General features: G+C 71.3%; 25 protein-coding genes. 9 read left to right on the forward strand and 16 right to left on the reverse strand.

What is annotated here, in order from left to right; translation table 11 throughout:
• The first annotated feature begins 146 nt into the window (after nucleotides 1–146).
• Nucleotides 147–1259 carry a branched-chain amino acid ABC transporter substrate-binding protein gene (locus tag ACFW16_RS17635; RefSeq protein ID WP_380307281.1) on the forward strand — a complete coding sequence of 371 codons (1113 nt, stop codon included), beginning with the start codon at nucleotides 147–149 and terminating at the stop codon, nucleotides 1257–1259.
• A gap of 48 nt (nucleotides 1260–1307) precedes the next feature.
• Here ACFW16_RS17635 and ACFW16_RS17640 read toward each other — a convergent pair whose 3' ends face one another.
• Complete coding sequence (locus ACFW16_RS17640) at nucleotides 1308–1811, reverse strand: DUF3280 domain-containing protein (RefSeq protein WP_380307283.1); 504 nt, start codon at nucleotides 1809–1811, stop codon at nucleotides 1308–1310.
• A gap of 214 nt (nucleotides 1812–2025) precedes the next feature.
• Here ACFW16_RS17640 and ACFW16_RS17645 point away from each other — a divergent pair, with 214 nt between their 5' ends.
• The gene (locus tag ACFW16_RS17645) at nucleotides 2026–3006 is read left to right on the forward strand and encodes a serine hydrolase domain-containing protein (RefSeq protein WP_380307285.1); all 981 of its coding nucleotides are present in this window, start codon (nucleotides 2026–2028) and stop codon (nucleotides 3004–3006) included.
• Here ACFW16_RS17645 and ACFW16_RS17650 read toward each other — a convergent pair.
• From ACFW16_RS17650 to ACFW16_RS17670, 5 genes are all read right to left on the reverse strand, one after another.
• The gene (locus ACFW16_RS17650) at nucleotides 3003–4973 is read right to left on the reverse strand and encodes a S9 family peptidase (RefSeq protein ID WP_380307287.1); all 1971 of its coding nucleotides are present in this window, start codon (nucleotides 4971–4973) and stop codon (nucleotides 3003–3005) included. The genes ACFW16_RS17645 and ACFW16_RS17650 overlap by 4 nt on opposite strands.
• 66 nt (nucleotides 4974–5039) lie before the next feature.
• Nucleotides 5040–5198: a YqaE/Pmp3 family membrane protein gene (locus tag ACFW16_RS17655; RefSeq protein WP_380307289.1), complete on the reverse strand. Its 159-nt coding sequence runs from the start codon at nucleotides 5196–5198 to the stop codon at nucleotides 5040–5042.
• 70 nt (nucleotides 5199–5268) lie between these two features.
• Nucleotides 5269–5436, reverse strand: coding sequence for an entericidin A/B family lipoprotein (locus ACFW16_RS17660; protein WP_380307291.1), 168 nt, complete (start codon nucleotides 5434–5436; stop codon nucleotides 5269–5271).
• Nucleotides 5437–5527: 91 nt separating this feature from the next.
• Nucleotides 5528–5785 carry a hypothetical protein gene (locus ACFW16_RS17665; protein ID WP_380307293.1) on the reverse strand — a complete coding sequence of 86 codons (258 nt, stop codon included), beginning with the start codon at nucleotides 5783–5785 and terminating at the stop codon, nucleotides 5528–5530.
• A 93-nt stretch (nucleotides 5786–5878) separates the two neighbouring features.
• Entirely contained in the window at nucleotides 5879–6610 is a 732-nt protein-coding gene (locus tag ACFW16_RS17670; RefSeq protein ID WP_380307295.1) for a Crp/Fnr family transcriptional regulator, read from the reverse strand.
• 207 nt (nucleotides 6611–6817) lie between these two features.
• On the opposite strand from ACFW16_RS17670, the gene ACFW16_RS17675 reads away from it, so the two are divergent.
• Nucleotides 6818–7681 carry a hypothetical protein gene (locus ACFW16_RS17675; protein WP_380307297.1) on the forward strand — a complete coding sequence of 288 codons (864 nt, stop codon included), beginning with the start codon at nucleotides 6818–6820 and terminating at the stop codon, nucleotides 7679–7681.
• 9 nt (nucleotides 7682–7690) lie between these two features.
• Here the strand turns inward: ACFW16_RS17675 and ACFW16_RS17680 are convergent, their stop codons facing one another.
• Nucleotides 7691–9115, reverse strand: coding sequence for an MFS transporter (locus tag ACFW16_RS17680; protein ID WP_380307299.1), 1425 nt, complete (start codon nucleotides 9113–9115; stop codon nucleotides 7691–7693).
• Between the two features lie 163 nt (nucleotides 9116–9278).
• Here ACFW16_RS17680 and ACFW16_RS17685 point away from each other — a divergent pair, with 163 nt between their 5' ends.
• Both ACFW16_RS17685 and ACFW16_RS17690 read left to right on the forward strand, forming a co-directional pair.
• A complete protein-coding gene (locus tag ACFW16_RS17685; protein WP_380307301.1) occupies nucleotides 9279–9611 on the forward strand; it encodes an ArsR/SmtB family transcription factor in 333 nt (110 codons plus the stop codon).
• Between the two features lie 106 nt (nucleotides 9612–9717).
• Entirely contained in the window at nucleotides 9718–10140 is a 423-nt protein-coding gene (locus tag ACFW16_RS17690) for a nuclear transport factor 2 family protein (protein WP_380307303.1), read from the forward strand.
• Between the two features lie 3 nt (nucleotides 10141–10143).
• On the opposite strand, the gene ACFW16_RS17695 is transcribed toward ACFW16_RS17690, so the two are convergent.
• The 6 genes from ACFW16_RS17695 to ACFW16_RS17720 all read right to left on the reverse strand — a co-directional run bounded on the left by ACFW16_RS17695 (nucleotide 10144) and on the right by ACFW16_RS17720 (nucleotide 14280).
• Nucleotides 10144–10587, reverse strand: coding sequence for a YybH family protein (locus ACFW16_RS17695; protein WP_380307305.1), 444 nt, complete (start codon nucleotides 10585–10587; stop codon nucleotides 10144–10146).
• A 71-nt stretch (nucleotides 10588–10658) separates the two neighbouring features.
• Entirely contained in the window at nucleotides 10659–11093 is a 435-nt protein-coding gene (locus ACFW16_RS17700) for a YybH family protein (RefSeq protein WP_380307307.1), read from the reverse strand.
• Between the two features lie 108 nt (nucleotides 11094–11201).
• A complete protein-coding gene (locus ACFW16_RS17705; protein WP_380307309.1) occupies nucleotides 11202–11618 on the reverse strand; it encodes a VOC family protein in 417 nt (138 codons plus the stop codon).
• Nucleotides 11619–11725: 107 nt separating this feature from the next.
• On the reverse strand, nucleotides 11726–12988 hold the full coding sequence (locus tag ACFW16_RS17710; protein WP_380307311.1) for an RNA polymerase sigma factor: 1263 nt from the start codon (nucleotides 12986–12988) through the stop codon (nucleotides 11726–11728).
• Nucleotides 12985–13356 carry a YciI family protein gene (locus ACFW16_RS17715; RefSeq protein ID WP_380307313.1) on the reverse strand — a complete coding sequence of 124 codons (372 nt, stop codon included), beginning with the start codon at nucleotides 13354–13356 and terminating at the stop codon, nucleotides 12985–12987. The genes ACFW16_RS17710 and ACFW16_RS17715 overlap by 4 nt, the downstream gene beginning before the upstream one ends.
• Before the next feature lie 84 nt (nucleotides 13357–13440).
• The gene (locus tag ACFW16_RS17720) at nucleotides 13441–14280 is read right to left on the reverse strand and encodes an aminoglycoside phosphotransferase family protein (RefSeq protein WP_380307315.1); all 840 of its coding nucleotides are present in this window, start codon (nucleotides 14278–14280) and stop codon (nucleotides 13441–13443) included.
• 101 nt (nucleotides 14281–14381) lie between these two features.
• Between ACFW16_RS17720 and ACFW16_RS17725 the strand changes: the two genes are divergently transcribed.
• On the forward strand, nucleotides 14382–15065 hold the full coding sequence (locus tag ACFW16_RS17725) for a class I SAM-dependent methyltransferase (RefSeq protein ID WP_380307317.1): 684 nt from the start codon (nucleotides 14382–14384) through the stop codon (nucleotides 15063–15065).
• A gap of 3 nt (nucleotides 15066–15068) precedes the next feature.
• On the opposite strand, the gene xseA is transcribed toward ACFW16_RS17725, so the two are convergent.
• Nucleotides 15069–16574, reverse strand: coding sequence for an exodeoxyribonuclease VII large subunit (gene xseA / locus ACFW16_RS17730; protein ID WP_380307319.1), 1506 nt, complete (start codon nucleotides 16572–16574; stop codon nucleotides 15069–15071).
• Nucleotides 16575–16809: 235 nt separating this feature from the next.
• Here xseA and purD point away from each other — a divergent pair, with 235 nt between their 5' ends.
• Nucleotides 16810–18069 carry a phosphoribosylamine--glycine ligase gene (gene purD, locus ACFW16_RS17735; RefSeq protein WP_380307321.1) on the forward strand — a complete coding sequence of 420 codons (1260 nt, stop codon included), beginning with the start codon at nucleotides 16810–16812 and terminating at the stop codon, nucleotides 18067–18069.
• Between the two features lie 44 nt (nucleotides 18070–18113).
• Nucleotides 18114–18665: a transcription elongation factor GreB gene (gene greB / locus ACFW16_RS17740; RefSeq protein ID WP_380307323.1), complete on the forward strand. Its 552-nt coding sequence runs from the start codon at nucleotides 18114–18116 to the stop codon at nucleotides 18663–18665.
• Between the two features lie 4 nt (nucleotides 18666–18669).
• Here the strand turns inward: greB and ACFW16_RS17745 are convergent, their stop codons facing one another.
• Entirely contained in the window at nucleotides 18670–19164 is a 495-nt protein-coding gene (locus ACFW16_RS17745) for a GAF domain-containing protein (RefSeq protein ID WP_380307325.1), read from the reverse strand.
• 59 nt (nucleotides 19165–19223) lie between these two features.
• Nucleotides 19224–19523 carry an ArsR/SmtB family transcription factor gene (locus ACFW16_RS17750; RefSeq protein WP_380307327.1) on the reverse strand — a complete coding sequence of 100 codons (300 nt, stop codon included), beginning with the start codon at nucleotides 19521–19523 and terminating at the stop codon, nucleotides 19224–19226.
• A 69-nt stretch (nucleotides 19524–19592) separates the two neighbouring features.
• On the opposite strand from ACFW16_RS17750, the gene ACFW16_RS17755 reads away from it, so the two are divergent.
• Nucleotides 19593–20510: a PhzF family phenazine biosynthesis protein gene (locus ACFW16_RS17755; RefSeq protein ID WP_380307329.1), complete on the forward strand. Its 918-nt coding sequence runs from the start codon at nucleotides 19593–19595 to the stop codon at nucleotides 20508–20510.
• Nucleotides 20511–20607 lie beyond the last annotated feature (97 nt).

Here is a 20607-nt window from a genome sequence, read left to right on the forward strand (position 1 = left end):
AGGCCCGGCCGGCCGATCGAAACGAAGCCGCGACGGGCCGAAGCGCCGGTTCCGCAACAAACGAATTCACGCCGGGCCTGCAATCGCTTTACCCTCTGCCCAAAGTGCGGGCATCCGGCCCGCCGGAGTGAAGAGGGGAGATTCGCATGAGCAGATTCCGCAGCGGGACGCTGGCCTCGGCCCTGGCCATGGCCGTCGTCTTCGGCGGATCGGCCGCCTGGGCCGACGTCACCATCGGGGCGGCCTTCGTGCTGAGCGGCGGCAACGCGCCTTACGGTCTGCAGGAGCGGCGCGGCGTGGAAGCGGCGGTCGAGGCGATCAATGCCGCCGGCGGGGTCAATGGCGAGAAGATCGTGGTCGAGTTCGGCGACGATGCCGGCGACCCGCGCCAGGCCGTGCAGGTCGCCAACGACATGGTCAACAAGAAGGTGGCCATGGTCGTCGGCCACACCCTGTCGGGCGCCACGGTCGCCGCCGCCCCGGTCTATGACGAGGAAGGGATCATCATGATCACCCCCTCGGCCACCGCGGTGGACCTGACCGAGAAGGGCTACAAGACCGTGTTCCGCACGGTGGTCCGCGACGACCAGCAGGGCAAGGTCGCCGGCGGCTACATCGCCGACAAGTTCAAGGACAAGAAGATCGCCTTCGTCCAGGATTCGACCACCTACGGCAAGGGCCTGGCCGACGCCACCAAGGCGGTGGTCAACGCCGCCGGGGTGAAGGAGACGGCGTATGAGACGATCACGCCGGGCGAGCTGGACTATTCGGCCACGATCTCGAAGCTGAAGGCCCAGGGCATCGACGTGGTCTATTACGGCGGCCTGTACAACGAGGCCGGGCTGCTGCTGCGGCAGATGCGCGACCAGGGCCTGCAGGCGCAGTTCATCTCCGGCGACGGCCTGTATGCCCAGGATTTCTGGTCGATCGTCGGCCCGGCCGGCGAGGGCGTGCTGCTGACCATCGACAACCCGCCCGAGACCAACCCGGCGGCGAAGGACGTGGTCGCGGCGCTGAAGGCCAAGAACATCGATCCGGCCGGCTACACCCTCTACGCCTATGCCGCGGTCCAGGTCTGGGCCGAGGCGGCGAAGAAGGCCGGCTCGACCGATCCGGAGAAGGTGGCGGCGGCGCTGCATGACGGCAGCGACTACAAGAGCGTGATCGGCGACATCGCCTATGACGCCAAGGGCGACCGCACCAAGTCCGGCTACGCCCTGTTCAAGCGCGTCGGCACGGCCTTCGAGCCGGCCAAGTAAGCAGCGGACGGACCGATGCGAAGGGGCCGGCCCAGCCGGCCCCTTTTTCTATGGCGGCGGTCGCCGCAGCAGCCGCTCGTCGACCAGGAAGTCGACGCCGCGCAGCCAGGCCGTGTCGGTGTCGCCGCGGATCTGGCCCTGGACATGGGCGACGTACTGGCCGCTGCGCAGGTCGGCGACCCAGATGTCCATGGTCGAGATCAGGGTCGAGATCTTGTGGACGGCGGGCAGCACCGCCAGATCCGCCCCGCTCTCCCGGGCCACGTCCAGCCAGCAGCCGCCGCAGTTGTAGCGGGGCGACGTCGCCGCGACCTTCGCCGCCAGCGGGGCCAGGTCGACCGCCCGGTAGCGGCCGGACTGCTCCAGCTTGCGGGCCAGCTGCCCGGTGGCCAGGGCGATCCGCGCGTCACGGCCGGGCGACGCGGCCTCGCCGCTGGTGTCGGCCAGTTCGAACGGGAACACCACCGTCGGTACGGGCGTCGGCTCGGGCGCCTGGCCGGCGGCGGGGCCGGCGACCAGGACCAGGATCGGGATCAGCCAGCGCCACGGCATCACCGGCCTCCATTGCTGCGAACCCGTCGAGCCTAGGCCGGGAGGCCGGCGGCGGAAACGCGACTTACGGAGGAGACCCCCGGCCCCTTGCGCTTCGCTGCGCCGGGCCCACATTCGCGGAATGCGACGGCTCCGGATCCGGCTCCTGCCCCTGATCGCGTCCGGCCTCGTGCTGGCGGCGGCACCCTCCGCTGCCTCTCCGACATCGACAATCATGACGGCGCCGGCGCCGCGGCTGGATCCGGCCGGGCTGGAGCCGGTGCTGCGGCAGGCGGCGGCGCTGCCGCGGCTGCGGGCGCTGATCATCGCCCAGGACGGGGTGACGGTCACCGAGCGCGCCTTCCGCGGTCCCGGGCTGGACCGGCCGGTCAACATCAAGTCGGCGTCGAAGTCGATCCTGTCGGCGCTGGTCGGCATCGCCATCGAGCGCAGAGTCTTCACCGGGCTCGACCAGCCGGTCGCGCCCATTCTGGCCGCCGAGCTGCCGGCGGATCCGGACCCGCTGCTGGCCCAGGTCACCATCGACCATCTGCTGTCGATGCGCGCCGGGCTCGACCGCACCTCCGGTCCCAATTACGGGCGCTGGACCAGCAGCCCGGACTGGGTGCGCTACATCCTGTCCCGGCCCTTCATCGACCGGCCCGGCGGGCGGATGCTGTATTCGACCGGCGACAGCCACCTGCTGTCGGCGGCCCTGACCCGGCTGACCGGCCGCAGCACGCTGGCGCTGATGCGCGACTGGCTGGGCCGGCCGCTGGGCATCACCATCCCGGACTGGCCGCGCGACCCGCAGGGCATCCATGTCGGCGGCAACGACATGGTGCTGTCGCCCCGCGCCCTGCTGCGCTTCGGCGAGCTGTACCGCCGGGACGGCGTCATCGACGGCCGGCGGGTGCTGCCGGAAGGCTGGGTCGAGGCGTCCTGGACGCCGCGCACCCGGTCGCCCTTCACCGGCCATGCCTACGGCTATGGCTGGTTCATCACCGAGGCGCAGGGCCACCCGGTCTACTACGCCTGGGGCTATGGCGGTCAGATGGTCTATGTCGTGCCCGATCTCGGCCTGACCGTGGTCATGACCTCGGACCCGACGGCCCGGTCCCGGGACGGCTATCTCGAACAGCTGCACGGGCTGCTGACCGACGGCATCGTCCCGGCGGCGGAGCCGCGCCCGGCGGCCGCACCGGCGCGCTTCTAGAATGCGAGCCCGGTCTTGAAGATCTCGACCGCGTAGAAGGCGAGCTCGCCGTCCAGCGCGCGCTGGATGTTGGCGGCTTTGCGGAAGCCGTGCTGCTCGCCCGCGAACAGGACGTAGCCGACCGGCTGGCCCCTGGCCCTGAGGGCGTCGACCATCGCCTCGGTCTGGTTCGGCGGCACCACTTCGTCCTCGTCGCCCTGGAAGAAGATCACCGGCTTCGACAGCCTGTCGGCGTGGAACAGCGGCGACCGTTCGCGGTAGCGCTCGGCCTCCGCCGGGTACGGGCCGATCAGCCAGTCGAGATAGCGCGACTCGAATTTGTGCGTGTCGCGCGCCAGGGCGGCCGCGTCGCTGACGCCGAAATGGCTGGCGCCGCCGGCGAAGTAATCGTCGAAGGCCAGCGCCGCCAACGCGGTGTAGCCGCCGGCGCTGCCGCCGGTGATCACCGACCGGGCGGCATCGGCCAGGCCCTGCGCCGCCAGGTACTTGGCGCCGGCGACCGCGTCCTCGACATCGACCACGCCCCAGGCCAGGTTCAGCCGGTCGCGATAGGCCCGGCCGTAGCCGGTGCTGCCGCCGTAATTGACGTCGAGCACGGCGATGCCGCGGCTGGTCCAGTACTGGATGCCGAGGTTCAGCGTCGAGGACGCGGCGGAGGTCGGTCCGCCGTGGATCTTCACCACCAAGGGCGGCACGTCGCCCGGCGGCGCCGCATGGTCCGGGCTGGTCGGCGGGTAGTACAGGCCGTGGGCGGTGCGGCCGCCCGCGGTGGGGAACTCGACCGGCCGGGCCGCGGCGAAATAGCCGCGCAGCGCCTGGTCCTCGCCGATCTCGGTCGACCGCTTCAGCACCTCCCAGCGCCGGGCGGCGAGGTCGAGCCGGACGATCTGGGCAGGGTCGCGCGGCGAGCCGGCGCGGAACACGGCGATCCGCTCGTCGGCGCGGATCGAGCTGATGTCGGTGAAAGGCAGATCGATCGGCGTCAGCGCGCCGGTCAGGAGATCGACCAGGGCCAGCTTGCCCAGGCCGCCTTCGATATAGCTGCACAGCAGGCGACCGGGGCCGGAGAAGGCGTAGGTCGACATCCCGAACACCCATTGCGGCTGGCCGAACTCCGCCGCCATCGGCAGCACCGGCTCGGCCGGGCCGCCCCGGCCGTCGCAGCGCTGCAGGTTCCACCAGCCGGACCGGTCGGCGACGAAGACCAGCCACCGCCCGTCCGGCGACCATTCCGGCTGGAACACCGATTCGCCCGCCCCGCCGGCCAGGGCCAGCGGCGGCCGCGACGGCAGCCCGTCGGCCGCCAGCTCGGCGACGAACAGCGTGGTCTCGACCCAGGGCATGTCCGGATGGTCCCAGGCCAGGAACGCCAGGCGGCTGCCGTCCGGCGACAGCCGGGGCGAGGCGAAGAAGTCGTGGCCCTGGGCCAGGATGCGGATGCTGCCGGCCCCTTCGCCCTCCAGCGGCACCGCGACGATCATGTTGTCGGGATGGGCCCGGCCGGGCCCGTGATGCTCGCCGACGCCGATCCACAGCCGCCGGCGCGGATCCACCAGCCCGTCGGCGAAGCGCCATTCCTCCCCGGCTTCGCCGGCGGCCGCGGTGATGGGAGCCGGCGCCGAGCCCGGCGCCTGGCGATACAGCCGGCGGTCCGGCGGCGTGCCGGCGGGGCCGGCGCGGTCATTCGAGAAGTAGACGGTGTCGTCGGCGACGGTCCAGGCACCGCCGCCATACTCGTGCACCCGGGTGCGGACGTTCACGGCCGGCGGGCTGACCTCGACGACCGAGCCGTCGGGCGCGCGCCGCATCAGCACGCTGCGCCCGCCCTCCTGCGGCCGGCTCTCCAGCCACCAGATGGCGTCGCCGTCCAGCCGCACCTCGGACAGGCCGATCGACTGCGCCACGATCACGTCGGAGGTGATCGGCGACCTCCAGAAGCCATAGGGGGCGGTCCTGATGCCGGTCATCACTGCTCTCCGATCCACGGGACGGCCAGCCTGTCCGATCCGGCCGCGGGTTTCCAGTCCGCAGGCCTACTTCTTCGCGATCACCCAGACCGCACGGACGATGCCCGGGATGTAGCCGAGCAGCGTCAGCAGGATGTTGAGCCAGAAGTGCCCGCCGAAACCGACCTGGAGGAACACGCCGAGCGGCGGCAGCAGGATGGCGATGACGATCCGGATCAGGTCCATGCGCGTCCTTCGGGTGCGGACGGGGGGTCAAGGCGCCCGGGCGGATGATGCCACCCGCCCGGACCGGCGGTCACTGCATCGGTTGCGGCTGGGTCTGCCGCTCGGGCGGGACCGACTGCTGAATGCCCTGGCCGGCCTTCTGGGTGTCCTGGCCGAAACCGCGGACGGTGTTCTCGCAGGCGGCCATGCCGAGGCCGGCGGCCAGCAGCCCGGCGATGAGAACGATGCGTGCGATCATGGGCTTCTCCTCAAGCTTGGGAAACCGATCCGAGACGGACCGGTCAGGTAACGGCCCCTCGGCACCGGGAGTTCCGAGGGTGCCGCCGGTGTCAGCGCACCAGGAACCGGCCGATCGCCAGGCCGGCGGCGAAGGCCAGGCCGAGGGCGGTCAGCGGCCGCTCCGCCACCTGGCCCTTGATCTCGCCGGTCGCGGCCTCCGCCGCGTGGCCGACGCGGCGCGCGCCCCATCGGCCGGCATCCTGCGCGGCGCCGCCGGCGCGGCCGGCCAGCGCGCCGATCTCCGACCGCAGCTCGGCCAGCGTGCGGGTCAGGGCATCGACATCCTGTTCGAGGTTGCGGGTCGCCATGGTGATTTTCTCCTCTTGGTTGCAACGTCCGGCACGGGACGGCCGTCGCGGCAGCGCCGCGCACCGAGCCCATACGAGAGAAACAGGGGAAATTCAGATCAGTGGCCGCTTCGGCACCGGCGCCTCGGCCCATGCGGCGAGCGACCGCAGGGCACTGGTGTCGTGCACCTGCAGCCTTTTCCGCGCCAGGGTGAAGACGCCGTCTCGATGCAGCCGGCGCAGCACCCGGTTGGTGTGGATCAGCGACATGCCCAGCATGTCGGCGATGTGGCCCTGGGTCAGCGGGAAGTCGAGCGTGTTGTCGCGCACGAGGCCGAGCTGCCGCGCCCGCTTGTAGACCGCGAGCACGATCGTCGCCACCCGCTCCACCCCCGCGCGCTGCCCGACCGACAGCAGGTTGTCGTCGACGATGCCCTCCTCATGCGCGGTCAGCCAGGTGATGTCGTAGGCCAGGCCGGGATGGGCGCGGAACAGGTCCCACAGCCGCCGCCGGGGAAAGACGCAGACCTCGACATCGGTCAGGCATTCGATGCCGTAGTGCGCGCCGGTCTGCGGCGCGATGTGGAAGCCCATGAAGTCGCCGGGCATCAGGATGTTAAGGATCTGCCGGCGCGCGTCCTCCAGCTCCTTGAAGCGGAAGGCCCAGCCGGAGAACAGGGTGTAGAGGTCGCTGTCATCGTCGCCCTGGGACAGGATCTGCGCCCCGGCCGGGTACTTCAGGTTGCCGCGGCGCATGCCGGCGATGAAGTCGATCTCCTCCGCCGTATTGCTCTTGAACAGCGGCAGGCGGCGCAGCGGGCAGGCGTCGCAGGACGTCGCGGCCATCGATCGCATCTCCACATCAAATCAACCGGCGGGTCGCATCGGACGGCCTTCGAATTAAACCCGATGGTCGGAACCGGGTACGTCAAAAGTTAATGCGGCTGCGATCCGCTTCGCCGGCAGGGAACGATGTCCCCCGTCGCTGCAGGCGAGGGGTTGGCCCGGCCGGCACGGCGCGGCATGGTGGCCGCCGACCACAGCGGAGACAGCATGCGTCAGCAACCCATCGCGCCTCGCCGCCGCCTCGGCCGGGCCGCCCTGCTTCTGGCGGCGGCCGCCCTGGCGGCCGGGGAGGCCGCGGCCCAGCAGCCGACGCCGGGCCAGGCCGCCCCGCCCGCAGCATCGGCGGCACCGGCCCAGGTGGTGCCGCAGACCGGGCCGGAATTTCGCCGGGCCGTGACGCTGGGCCGGCAGATCTATGCGATCGACGGCGCCGCAGCCCTGGCCAGCGCGACGCTGCGCAAGGGCGGCATCGACCCGCAGGCCGGCGGCATCGTCGGCTGGGTGACCGAGCCGGCGGCGAACGGCATCCTGGTGCGCTTCGTGCGCCGCGGCAGCCAGGGGCCGGAAGCGGCCTACGACGTCATCGTCGACGCCGGTGGCGGCACCCCCGCCCTGGCCCGCCGCGACGGCGCGCCGCTGACGCCGGACCAGGCCGCCCAGTTCGCGGCGGCGCAGCTGGCGCTGGGACGGCTGGACCAGCCCTGCTCCAAGACCTACCGGCCGGTCGTCTTCCGCGACCCCGGCACCTCGAACTGGCGGGTCTACGCCCTGGCCACGGCCACCGAGCCCGGCGTGTTCATGGTCGGCGGCCACTACCGCTTCCTGGTCAGCCCGGATGGCGGCCGCATCCTGTCCGGCGGCCGGCTGCCGCCGCCCTCCTGCCTGGCCGGCGAGAAGACCGCCGAGGGCCACCCGGCCGTCGCCTTCATGGTGGCCGAGCCGGTCTCGGCGATCCCGACCGAGGTCCATGTCTTCCTGAGCCTGCGCCAGGACCTGCCGCTGATCGTGCTGACCGGGGACGGCAAGCGCTGGCTGGTCGGCAACGGCACCATCGCCACGGTGAAGGAATAGGGCTGCCGGCTACTCGGCCGCCTGCATCGCCGCACCGCGGGCCCGGCGCGGCAGGGCCAGCGCCGCCAGCCCGCCGAGGACGATGCCCAGCACGGCGAGGATGAAGGCGAGGCGGGTGCCGTCGGCGATGGCCAGGCGCAGCGCCTCGCCCTGCTGCCCGGCGATCCCGGCATTGGCGATGGCGATCAGGACGGCCAGGCCGATGGCGTTGCCGATGTTCAGCGTGGTCGAGGCCATGCCGGAGGCGACGCCCTGCTCCTCCGCCGCGACGCCGGAGGCCGAGGCGATCCACATGCCCGTCCAGACGATACCCTGGCCGATGCCGGAGACCACCAGCCCCGGCACCAGCGCGGCATAGCCGGCCGTGGTCGCGAGGCCGATCGCGACGGTGCCGGCCACGCCGATCGCCGCGCCGAGCAGGAGGGTGCTGCGCGTGGTCAGTTTCGTCGCCAGCCTTTCGCCGAATTGGGTGCCTGCGGCGATGGCGAGCGACGGCACGATGAAGGCCAGGCCGGTCTCGAGCGCGCTGAAGCCCATCACGGTCTGGAACAGCACCGTCAGGAAATAGGGCAGCGCGCCGAAGCTGCCCATGTAGATGAAGGTGATCGACATGCCCGCGACCAGGCTGCGGTTGCGGAACAGCCGCATCGGCATCAGCGGGTCGGCGCTGCGGGTCTCGATCAGCACGAAGGCGGCCAGCAGGATGGCGGAGAGCACGGCGGCGGCGACGATCGGGGTCGTGCCCCAGCCCGCCTCCGGCCCCTGCACCAGGACGTAGACCAGCAGGGTGACGCCGGCGGTGGCGGTGAGGGCGCCCGGCAGGTCGAAGCTGCGGCGCGCAGGCCGCGGCGGGTCGCGCGGGATCACCGCCAGTGCGGCGAGGGCGACGATGCCGGCCAGCGGGACGTTGACGAAGAACACCGCCGGCCAGCCGAAATCGTTGGTCAGCACGCCGCCGAGCAGCGAGCCCAGGGTCAGCCCGCTGGCGCCGGCGCCGCCCCAGACCGCCAGCGCCCGGTTGCGCCGCGGCCCTTCCTCGAACAGCCGGTTGACCAGCGACAACGTGGCCGGGAACAGGATCGCGCCGCCGATGCCCTGCACGGCACGGGCGACGATGATCACGCCCGGGCTCCAGGCCAGCCCGCCGACCAGCGACGAGGCGGCGTAGAGGACGAGACCGAGCACGAACATCCGGCGCTGGCCCAAGAGGTCGGCGGCGCGGCCGCCGAACAGCAGGAAGCCGCCGCAGAACACGGTATAGGCGCTGACCACCCATTGCAGCGATTGTTCGGAGAAACCGAGGCCGGCGCCGATCTCCGGCAGGGCCACGAAGACGATGTTGAGGTCGAGCGCGAAGATCAGCTGGGCGAAGGCCAGCAGCGCCAGGCTCCAGCCGAGCGAGCGGTGCCCGGCCACGGACATGGATGCGGACATGGAAGCTCCTTCCGTCGGGTTCGATTCGTCCGACTGTACGCGTTTTATCGTACTATTGAACAGTACTAGAATCTGCGTACTATCGGCGCGAGGTGATCTCCGCGAACCCGTCCGCAAGGGCTAATGGTTTGACTGTACGCGTATCATTGCCTATCTATCGGAGATGATCACGCCGCAGCACCCTGACCGGCATCAGATCCGGCTGGAGAATGTCCTGGCCGCTTTGGGCCATCCGATGCGGCTGACCGTGATCCGCGTCCTGTCGCAGGGCGGCGAGCATGCCTGCGGTACCGTGCTGAAGAACGTGTCGAAATCCACCCTCACCCATCACTGGCGGGTGCTGCGCGACAGCGGCGTGATCTGGCAGCGCCCCTCCGGCCGCGAGAACCTGCTGTCGCTGCGCCGCGACGATCTCGATGCCCGTTTTCCCGGGCTGCTCGACGCACTGATCGGCGCCGTCCGGGCCGATGCCGAGACGGTGCAGGCCAAGGGCTGACCTGACGGCCCGCGGCATCACAGCCATACTTCGTCCACTATCGAAGCGTTCTCGCACCCCGTCGAGGCGACATCGGCCTAGGCTTCCGCCAGCGATGGAGGTCCCGATGAACACCGATGCCGATATCCGCCGGATCTACGAGCAATGGCACGAGACCGTCCGCGGCCGCGATCTCGACGGCCTGGTGGCGCTCTATGCCGAGGATGCGGTGCTGGAGACGCCGCTGATCCTGGCGACCCTGCCGGAGCTCAGGGAAGGCGTGCTGCGGGGGCGGGAGCCGATCCGGTCCTTCTTCGCGGCCGGGCTGCGCACGCTGCAAGGCGAGCTCAGCCGCTGGTACCGCACCGGCACCTTCTACGCCAACGGCCGGCAGCTGGTCTGGGAATACCCGCGCGAGACGCCAGAGGGCGACCAGGTCGACCTGGTCGAGGTGATGGACATCGAGCGCGGGCTGATCGCCCATCACCGCGTCTATTGGGGCTGGGTCGGAGTCCAGCTGCTGGCGCCCGCGCTCAACCGGACCGCCTGACCCTCAGGGCTTCAGGTCCACCGCCGCCCGCCCGCTGCCGTCCATGTAGAAGGGCACCGATTCGTGCTCGTGCACGATCACCCAGCCCTCGGCGGTCCGGCGCAGGCCGAGGGTGAGGCGGAACCAGAGGTCGACCGTCTCGCCGTCGGTCTTGGTGCCGCTCATCCGGGCGAAGCCGTGGCAGAAGGCGACATCGCCGCCGGCCGCGATGTCGAGGTCGCGGATCTCGTAGCCGATCGGCCCCCGCCAGCTCGTGAACCAGCCCTCCACATCCTCGATGCCCGCCTGGTCGGCTGCCAGCGGCGACCCCATGGTGTACAGGGAGTACAGGGCATAGTCGGCCGACTGGCAGGCGACGAAGCCCTTGGCATCCTTGCGGCGCAGCGCCGCCGCGCGCTCCTCGATCAGGGCGCGGATCTCGGCCTTGCTGTCATGCTGGTTGGTCATCTCTTCCTCCATCGCGTCTGGGGTTCCGGCTGCTGGCACCGCGCTGAGCCGGACCACCTGACCCCGGCACCTCAGGGCTTCAGGTCCACCGCCGCCCGCAGGCTTCCGTCCATGTAGAAGGGCACGGATTCGTGCTCGTGCACGATGGTCCAGCCGTCGGCGGCGCGGCGGAGGCCGAGGGTGACGCGGAACCACAGCTCGACGCTCTCGCCGTCGGTCTTGGTGCCGGTCATCCGGGCGAATCCGTGGCAGAAGGCGACGTCGCCGCCGGCGGCGATGCCGAGATCGTGGATCTCGTAGCCGATCGGGCCACGCCAGGTGGCGAACCAGGCCTCCAGCCCCTCGGTCCCCGCCTCCTCGGTCCGCAGCGGCGGCGCCAGGGAGTAGAGGACGTAGTCGGCGGCCTGGCAGGCGACGACGCCCTTGGCGTCCTTGCGGCGCAGCGCCGCCGAGCGCTCCTCGATCAGAGTGCGGATCTCGGCTTCGCCGTCATGCTGGCTGGTCATCTCTTCCTCCATGCGCATCCGGACCATCCGGATGCCTGTCCCGAGGACGAAGCAGGGCCTGCCGATCCGACAGACCCAGCCCCGAAACGAAAAGCCGGCGGAACGATCTTATGACTTGACCGGCGCGTTCATCGCCCAGGCGATGCCGAACGGGTCCTTCAGCCGGCCCCACCGGTCGCCCCAGAACATCACGTCCAGCGGCACCTCGACCGTGCAGCCGGCATCCACCGCCCGCTTCCACCAGGCGTCGATCTCGTCGGCCTTGAGAATGAGCTGCAAAGTGAAGGCCTGCGGCGGCTCGAACCCGAAGCCATGCTCCGGATAGAAATCGGAGATCATCAGCGAGCTGCCGTTGACGTGGGCATGGACATGCATGGTCCGGCCCTGCTCGTCAGGCGGCACCGAATAGACCGTCTTCGCGCCGAAGGCCTTCTCGTAGAACTCGGCGGCCTTCGACGCCCCCTCGACATTGACATAGGCGACCAGGCCGCCGAGGACCGGGGGCGCTGCGTTGTCTGTCGTCATGTCTTCCTCCTGGTTGCTCATCCGCGCCGCGGCGGATGCCGCGGGCCTGCCTCAAGGACGGCCGGGCCGGAGCGGCGCCGACAGCGGTCGCGAAATTTTTTCCGGCCTCAGCCGACCTCTGCGGTTCCGTCCTGCTGCAGCCGGTCGAGATGCATCCGGATATGGGCGGCCTCGGCCGCGGTGTTGGCGAGCGCGATGGCCTGGTTGAAGGCGGTGCGCGCCTCGCCGAACCGGCCGAGCTGCTGCAGCAGCGCGCCCCGCACCCCGAAGAAGTAGAAATAGCCGGACAGGCGCGGCGCCAGCGGTTCGATCAGCTCCAGCGCCGCCTGGGCGCCGTGCAGCTTGGCGACGGCGACGGCGCGGTTCAACGTCACCACCGGCGAGGGCTGCAGCCGCTCCAGCGTGGCGTAAAGCATGTCGATCTGGGCCCAGTCGGTGTCCTGCGCCCGCGCCGCCCGGGCGTGCAGCGCCGCGATCGCCGCCTGGACCTGGTAGGGGCCAGGGCTGCGATGGCGGATCGCCTTGTCGATCAGCGCCAGCCCTTCGGCGATCATGGCCCGGTTCCAGAGGGTCCGGTCCTGGTCCTCCAGCAGCACGATGCTGCCTTCGGCATCGAAGCGCGCCGGGGCCCGAGAGTGCTGCAGCAGGAGCAGCGCGGTGAGGCCTATGATCTCGGGCTCGGCCGGGAACAGTCGCAGCAGCAGCCGGGCCAGGCGGATCGCCTCCTCACACAGCGGTGCGCGCAGCGGCGCCTCCTCGCTCTTGGCGGCGGAATAGCCCTCGTTGAACACCAGGTAGATCATGGCGGCGACCATGGCCAGGCGCTGCGCCCGCTCCGGCGCGCCCGGAGTCTCGAACGGCACGCCGGCGTTGGCGACCTTGGCCTTGGCCCGGGTGATGCGCTGTTCCATCGCGCTCTCGCCGACCAGGAAGGCGCGGGCGATCTGCCGGACCGAAAGGCCGGAGACGATGCGCAGCGCCAGCGCGATCTGCTGCGTCGCCGGCAGGTCGGGATGGCAGCAGATGAACAGCAGCCGCAGGATGTCGTCGCGGTACTCGGCGCCGTCCAGCCGCTCGGCCAGATCGGCCTCGGCGTCCCCGAGGTCGGACAGCAGCTCGTCCGGCGGCAGCGGCTCCTGCTTCCGGCCGCGGCGCGCACCGTCGAGCGCGGCGTTGCGGCCGACAAAGATCAGCCAGGCGGCCGGGTCGCGCGGCGGCCCCTTCTGCGGCCAGGTCTTCAGCGCCCGGAGACAGGCCTCCTGAAACGCCTCTTCCGCCGTGTCCAGGTCCCGGAAATAGCGCAGCAGCGCGCCGAGCGCCTGGGGGCGGGCAGAGGCGAAGGCCGTGTCGATCCAGGCGAGGTCGGTCATGATCCAGCGGTTCCCGGCTTGAAGATGCGGATCGGGCGGATCTCATAGGATCCCCCGGGATTGGCGTTCGCGAGGTCGCGCACGATGTCCAGCACCTCGTCCAGCGAGGCGCAGTCGAAGGTGTAGAACCCGAGAAGCTGCTCCTTGGTCTCGGCGAAGGGGCCGTCGATCACCAGCGGCTCGCCCGCGCCCTGGCGCAGGGTGGTGGCGGCGGTGGTCGGCAGCAGCCGGGCAACGGGCCCGATCTTGCCCTGCCGGGCCAGCGGCTCCTGCACCGCGGCCAGCCGGGCCATGACGGCGTCGTCTTCGGCCTTGCTCCAGGCCTCGGTCACGGCTTCGTTGTGGTAGCAGAGGACGGCATACAGCATCCGGGTGTTTCCTTCTTCCTCCCGAGGACGAAGAAGTATGCCCGGCGCCGACACGGCCGGCAAAAAATGCGGCAGAGGCTGCTGTCAGCCCTCGCCCAGCTCCGCCAGAGCCATCCCCGCCACAGCCAGGTCGATCGCCGGGTGGTCGCCGTCGTCGAGGCTCCAGACGGCGGACAGGCTCGCGGCGGCCAGCACCCAGCGCAGCAGCCGGGCGCGATCCATCCCCGCCGCCTCGGCCACCACCGTCGCCCGCCGGGCCAGGCGGCCGGGCTGCGTCGCCACGGCCTTATCCGGTCCGGCCAGGGCCGGCGCGCCGGGGAAGCCCATGTCGGGGTTGGTGAAGATGCTGCCGAAATCACAGCCGCGGTCGCCGACCAGATGGCGGGGATCGATCGCCAGCCAGCCGCGCGGGCCGAAATCCAGCACGTTGTCGTGGTGCAGGTCGCCATGCAGGGTGACGATGTCCCGCCGTTCCGCCAGCAGCTCGCGGGCGACGGCGGCGGCGCGGGCCACGACGCCGCCATGGCGGTCGCCGCCCAGGGTCAACGGCTCGAACCATGTCTCCAGCGGCAGCAGCCCGTCCGGCAAGGGCCGGCCGCGCGGCGCGTGCAGCCGGGCCGCGGCGTCGCAGAGGATGCGGCAGGCCTCGTCGTCCTGCCCCTGCAGCGACAGGGCCGTGAGCGAGGCAAGGCCGGTGGCGCGCTCCAGCAGCAGCGTATCGCCGTGCTGGGCCAGCACCATCGCGGCCCCCTCCCCGGTCCAGTACTGCATCAGCAGGCAGCCCAGCTTCTCATCCGCGTTGACCGGCTGCTTGATCATGGCCGGCAGGTCGCCGCAGCGCACCGCCAGCAGCCGGCTGCCATGGGTGACGATCGGCTCGCCGTCCGGCACCAGGTCCCAGCGGGCCAGGTCTTCCTCGAACATCCTCGGTCCTTGGTTACGGCATCGGGGGCAAGGCAGGCGGCTTCAAGGGATGCCTCGTCATCGCCATCTCCGCCAGAGTGTTCCGACAGAGGAGGCCTTCGATGGGATCCCGGATCCGCTTCACCGGCACCGGGCCGGGCGCACGCACCCAGGACGGCTGCGCCGTCGAGCTGTACCGGCGCCTGCCGGCCGACGGCGAGGCGGAGATCGTCGCCGCCGTGGTCCCGGCCGGCGGCGCGATCCTGGAGCTGGGCTCGGGGCCGGGCCGCGTCACCCACGCGCTGGTCAGCCGCGGCTACGCCGTGACTGCCGTCGACAACTCAGCCGAGATGCTGGCCCATGTCCGGGGCGCGGAGACGGTGCTGGCCGATATCGAGGATCTCGACCTCGGCCGCAGCTTCGACGCGGTGCTGCTGGCCAGCACGCTGATCAACTTCCCCGAGGCGCAGACCCGCGCCGCCTTGCTCGCCGCCTGCCGGCGCCATGTCCGGCCCGGCGGCGCGGTGCTGATCGAGCGGCGCAATCCCGCCACCTTCGCGACGCTGCAGCCAGGGCCGGCCGGAGAGGAAGCCGGCATCCGCCATGTCATCGAATCGGTGCGGCATGAGGGGCCCCTGTCCCATATCGTCCTGCGGTCGGAAGCAGCCGACGCGGCGTGGACGCAGAGCTACACCTGCGAGTTGATCGACGATGCGCAGATGACGGAGGCGCTAACCGCCGCTGGGCTGCGGCTGGTGCGCTGGCTCGACCCGCCGCGCCGCTGGGCGCTGGCGGAGCCGGCGTAGCCCCTACAGCAGCGATCCCTGCTCCGGCTTCGGGTCCGGCGCGCGGGCGGGCCGGTGCGGGCGGCTGCCGCCGATCACCGCCGGGGCCTCGCCGTCATGGAAGTGAATGGTCACCGCCCGGCCGGGCGTCGCTTCCTGGATCGATCCCAAGGCATGGCCGGTCGCCGGGTCCTGCACCAGGGCGTAGCCGCGGCGCAGCACGCCTTTATAGGAATAGCTCTCCAGCAGCCGGCCGGCGGCGGCCAGGCGCGCGGTGCGGTCGGCCAAGGCACGCTGCACCGGCTCCGGCCGGAAGCGGCCGGACAGGGTGTGGAAGCGCTCGGCCGGACGGTGGGTCAGGCGGGTGCCGCAGGCGGTCAGCCGGTCGTCGAGCTGGGCCAGATGCCGTGCCGTCTCCGCCACTTGGCGGCGCGGATGCGGCAGCCGGGCGCCGAGCTCCGCCAGCCAGCCGCGGCACCGCTCGACCCGGCCGAGCGCGGCCCGGTCCAGCCGCTCGCCGCGGTCGTCCAGCCGCTGCATCGCCGTCTCGATCAGCCGCGCCGGGTCGCCCAGGCCGCGGCGCAGCGCGTCGAGCCGGGTACGGTTCTCGCCGAACAGCCGGGCGGTGCCGGCTTCGAGGCGGCGGGCGCAGTCCAGCACCCGGCCCAGCAGCTCGGCCCGCACCGGCACCGCCATCTCCGCCGCCGCGGTCGGGGTCGGGGCGCGGCGGTCGGAGGCGAAGTCGATCAGGGTGGTGTCGGTCTCGTGGCCGACGGCGGAGATCAGCGGGATGGCGCTGGCCGCGGCCGCGCGCACCACGATCTCCTCGTTGAACGGCATCAGGTCTTCCAGGCTGCCGCCGCCGCGGGCGACGATCAGCAGGTCGGGCCGCGGCACCGGCCCGCCCGGCGGCAGGGCGTTGAAGCCCTCGATCGCCGCCGCCACCTGGCCCGCCGCGCTTTCGCCCTGCACCGCCACCGGCCAGACCAGGACATGGCGCGGGAAGCGGTCGGACAGGCGGTGCAGGATGTCGCGGATCACCGCGCCGGTCGGCGAGGTGACGACGCCGATCACCCGCGGCAGGAACGGCAGCGCCCGCTTGCGCGCGGCCTCGAACAGCCCTTCGGCGGCGAGGCGGCGGCGGCGCTCCTCCAGCATCTTGAGGATGGCGCCCTCGCCCGCCAGCTCCATCTGCTCGATCACCATCTGGTACTGCGAGCGCGAGCCGTAGATGGTCAGCCGGCCGGTGCAGATGACCTCCATCCCCTGCTCCGGCCGCACCATCAGGCGCGGCAGCTGGCCCTTCCAGATCACCGATTCGAGGGTGCAGCTGTCGTCCTTGAGCGTCAGGTAGACATGGCCGGAGCGCGGCACCGTGACCTTGCCGATCTCGGCGCGCACGCGGACCATGCCGAACTCGCCCTCGATCGTGCGCTTCAGCGCGCCGGTCAGCTCGGCGATGGTGAATTCCGGCAGGTTGGAGCCGGGGCGGCCGGCGGGGGCCGGGGGGGTGTCGTTTTGCTCGGTCATGCTGCGGCCACCATGCTAAACCGCTCCGCACGACACAAGAGGCCCGCTCGGTTGGGCAATCGGTCGAACAGGAAATGAGCTTTTCCTTTCCTGTCATTGCCGGGCTTGACCCGGCAATCCAGAGGGTGTCGACGCTCTCTGGATGCCCGGGTCGAGCCCGGGCATGACAGGTTGGGGATTGTCCTCGTTCCCGCCGATCGCTTCCCGGCCGGGCAATGGAGAAGAGACGAGTTCGATGCGCATCCTTCTGGTCGGCGGCGGCGGCCGCGAACATGCCCTGGCCTGGGCGATCGCCGCCTCCCCCCTGTGCACCACGCTGTTCTGCGCGCCCGGCAATGCCGGCATCGCCAAGGAGGCGACCTGCGCGCCGGTGGCGGCCGAGGATGTCGACGGGCTGGTCCGGTTCGCGCAGGAGAATACGATCGACTTCGTCGTGGTCGGGCCCGAGGCGCCGCTGGTGGCGGGGCTGGTGGACCGGCTGACCGGGGCCGGGATCAAGGCGTTCGGGCCGACGGCAGCGGCCGCGGCGCTGGAGGGGTCGAAGGGCTTCACCAAGGACCTCTGCGCCAAATACGACATCCCGACCGCGCGCTACCGCCGCTTCACCGACGCGACCGAGGCCAAGGCCTACGTCGCCATCGAGGGCGCGCCGATCGTGGTCAAGGCCGACGGGCTGGCCGCCGGCAAGGGCGTGGTGGTGGCGCAGAGTGTCGAAGAGGCCCAGGCCGCGGTCGATGCGATGCTGACCGAGGGCGGCTTCGGCGCCGCCGGCGCCTCGATCGTGGTCGAGGAATGCCTGGTCGGGCCGGAGCTGAGTTTCTTCGCCCTGTGCGACGGCGAGACCGCGCTGCCGCTGGCCACCGCCCGCGACCACAAGCGCGCCTTCGACCACGACCAGGGCCCGAACACCGGCGGCATGGGCGCGGTGTCGCCGCACCCGCTGGCAACGCCGGAGCTGGAGGCCCGGATCATGGCCGAGATCGTGCAGCCGACGCTGCGCGCCATGGAGGCGGAGGGCACGCCGTTCCGCGGCATCCTGTTCGCCGGGCTGATGCTGACCGAGCGCGGGCCGCAGCTGATCGAGCACAATGTCCGCTTCGGCGACCCGGAATGCGAGACGCTGCTGCCACGGCTGAACTCCGACCTGCTGACCGCCCTGATCGCGGCGGCCGACGGCGAGCTGCGCCACCTGACCCTGCGCTGGCGGCCGGAGGCGGCAGTGACGGTGGTGATGGCGGCGAACGGCTACCCCGGCAGCTACAAGAAGGGCAGCCCGATCCGGGCGCTGGACCAGGCGGGGCAGGTGCCCGGCACCATCGTGTTCCACGCCGGCACCAAGGCGGAGGCCGACGGCACGGTCACGGCCCAGGGCGGCCGGGTGCTGGCGGTAACGGCGCTGGGCGCCGACATCGCCGAGGCCCGGTCGCGGGCCTACCAGGCGGTCGACCGCATCGACTGGCCCGAGGGCTTCTGCCGCCGGGACATCGCGGTGTGACGCGCGTTTTGAAAGCGGTGGCCCGATCGGCGTAGACTGCCCTGATGAGCAAGGCTTTCACCAAAGAGACCGACAGCGAGGAGGAGCTGGACGATGCGCCGGCGCCTTTGCCAGCGGGATCGAAGAACTACATCACGCCCGAGGGCTTCCAGCGGCTGCAGGACGAGCTGAAGCAGCTGTGGCGGGTCGAGCGGCCGAAGGTGGTCGAGGTGGTGTCCTGGGCCGCCGGCAACGGCGACCGGTCGGAGAACGGCGACTACATCTACGGCAAGAAGCGGCTGCGCGAGATCGACCGCCGGGTGCGGTTCCTGACCAAGCGACTGGAGATCGCCGAGGTGGTCGACCCCGCGCGCCAGACCAACCGCGACCGGGTCTATTTCGGCGCCACCGTGACCTATGTGGACGGCCAGGACCGCGAGCGCACCGTGCGCATCGTCGGCATCGACGAGACCCGGCCGGAAGAGGGCGAGATCAGCTGGATCTCTCCCCTCGCCCGCGCCCTGATGCGGGCGCAGGAGGGCGACGTGGTCGAGGTCCGCGCCCCGGGCGGGGTCGAGACCGCCGAGGTCATCGAGATCCGCTACGACAAGAGCTGAGACGTCAGGCGGCGCTCGCCGCCGCCCACAGCGCGGCCAGCGCCTCGATGCCGGCCTGGTCCTCGGCGTCGAAGCGGCCGGGCAGCGGGCTGTCGAGGTCGAGGACGCCCAGCACCTTCCCCTCCCGCAGCAGCGGCACCACCAGCTCGGACCGCGAGGCGGCGTCGCAGGCGATGTGGCCGGGAAAGGCATGCACATCCGGCACCAGCACCGACTCGCGCCGCTCCGCCGCCGTGCCGCAGACGCCGCGGCCGAGCGGAATGCGGATGCAGGCCGGCTTGCCCTGGAACGGCCCGAGCACCAGCTCACCGCCCTCGCGCAGCAGGTAGAAGCCGGCCCAGTTCAGGTCCGGCAGGCCGTGATAGATCAGGGCCGAGAGGTTGGCGGCGTTGGCGATGGCATCGGTCTCGCCATGGAACAGCCCCTCCGCCTGGGAGAGCAGGTCGCGATAGGCCTCGGCCTTCGGCAAAGCGGGATCGGGGCGTGCGGTCTGGAACATCGGTCGGTCTTCCTGTCGATCGCCTGGAACATAGGCACGGGAACGTCCGGCGGAAAGCCTCAGAGGCCCTCGACCATCGCGCGGGCAGCGCGGATTTTCTCCTCGTCGCGCTTGTAGAAGGTCCATTGCTTGATCCGCTTCGGCACCACCAGGCCGGACTGGACCAGGACGCGCATGTGCTCGCTCAGCGTCGGCTGGCTGATGCCGAGCTTGTCGGCGATGAACACGCCGCACACCCCGTCCTCGACCAGGTCGCCATCGGCCTGCTGCGGGAAATGCGCACGCGGATCCTTCAGCCACTCCAGGATCTGCAGGCGGCGCTCATTGGCCAGGGCGCGAAAGAGATTGGCTGGATACATTTCGGCACTTTGCCAATGGCCAAACTCCTGTCAAGACTCGGTGCGATTTCGACCCGACAGGAGGCCGTGATGCGCCGCTTCGCCTTCGAGACCGTGGACGTGTTCACCGACCGCCGCTTCGGCGGCAACCAGCTCGCGGTGTTCCCGGATGCGCGCGGCCTGTCGGACGGCGAGATGCAGTCGCTGGCCGCCGAGTTCAACCTGAGCGAGACGACCTTCGTGCTGCCGCCGGAGGACCCGGCGCATTCGGCGCGGGTGCGGATCTTCAACCGGACCTACGAGATGCCCTTCGCCGGCCATCCCAATGTCGGCACCGGCTGCGTCCTGGCCCGGCACGGGCTGGACCGCGACGGCGTGCTGCTGTTCGAGGAGCTGTCGGGCCTGGTCGAGGTGCGGGTCGAGCGCGACGCGGCCGGGGCCGTGACCGGCGCCGTGATCGCAGCGCCGCAGCCGCTGTCGACGCTGATGGAGCTGCCGGCCGAGGCGATCGCCGCCTGCGCCGGCCTGGCCCCGTCCGACATCATCACCAAGGCGCACCAGCCGGTGCTGGCCTCGGTCGGCATCCCCTTCGTGCTGGCCGAGGTGACGGGCGAGGCGCTGACCCGCGCCACCATGGACATCGCCGCCTTCCGCCGTACCCAGGAACAGAACCTGGCGGTGGGCCGGCGCCTGTCGCTGCATCTCTACGCCCGCGACCCGGCCGCGCCGGACATCGCGGCGCCGGGCGGGGCCCGCATCCGCGCCCGGATGTTCGCGCCCCTGTCCGGCACCTATGAGGACCCGGCGACCGGCAGCGCCAACGCCACGCTGGGCGCCCTCTTGCTGTCGCTGTCCGGCGCCGAGGCGGGCCAGGCCGAGATCGTCCAAGGCGTGGAGATGGGCCGCCCGAGCCTGCTGCTCGTCGCCGCCCGCCGCGCCGCGGACGGCATCCGCGCCACCGTCGGCGGCGGCTGCATCCCGGTGCTGAAGGGCGAGGCGGAGGTTTAGGGTGGACTGCACCCCTGGACTGAGACAGAAGAATTAGGGTGACATGGGCGATCGGAGGCTGAATGCCCGACAAGCCCAGGATTTCCACACGTAGTTT

The sequence above is a fragment of the Inquilinus sp. NPDC058860 genome, from assembly GCF_042743185.1.
In the GTDB taxonomy this organism is placed as follows: domain Bacteria; phylum Pseudomonadota; class Alphaproteobacteria; order DSM-16000; family Inquilinaceae; genus Inquilinus.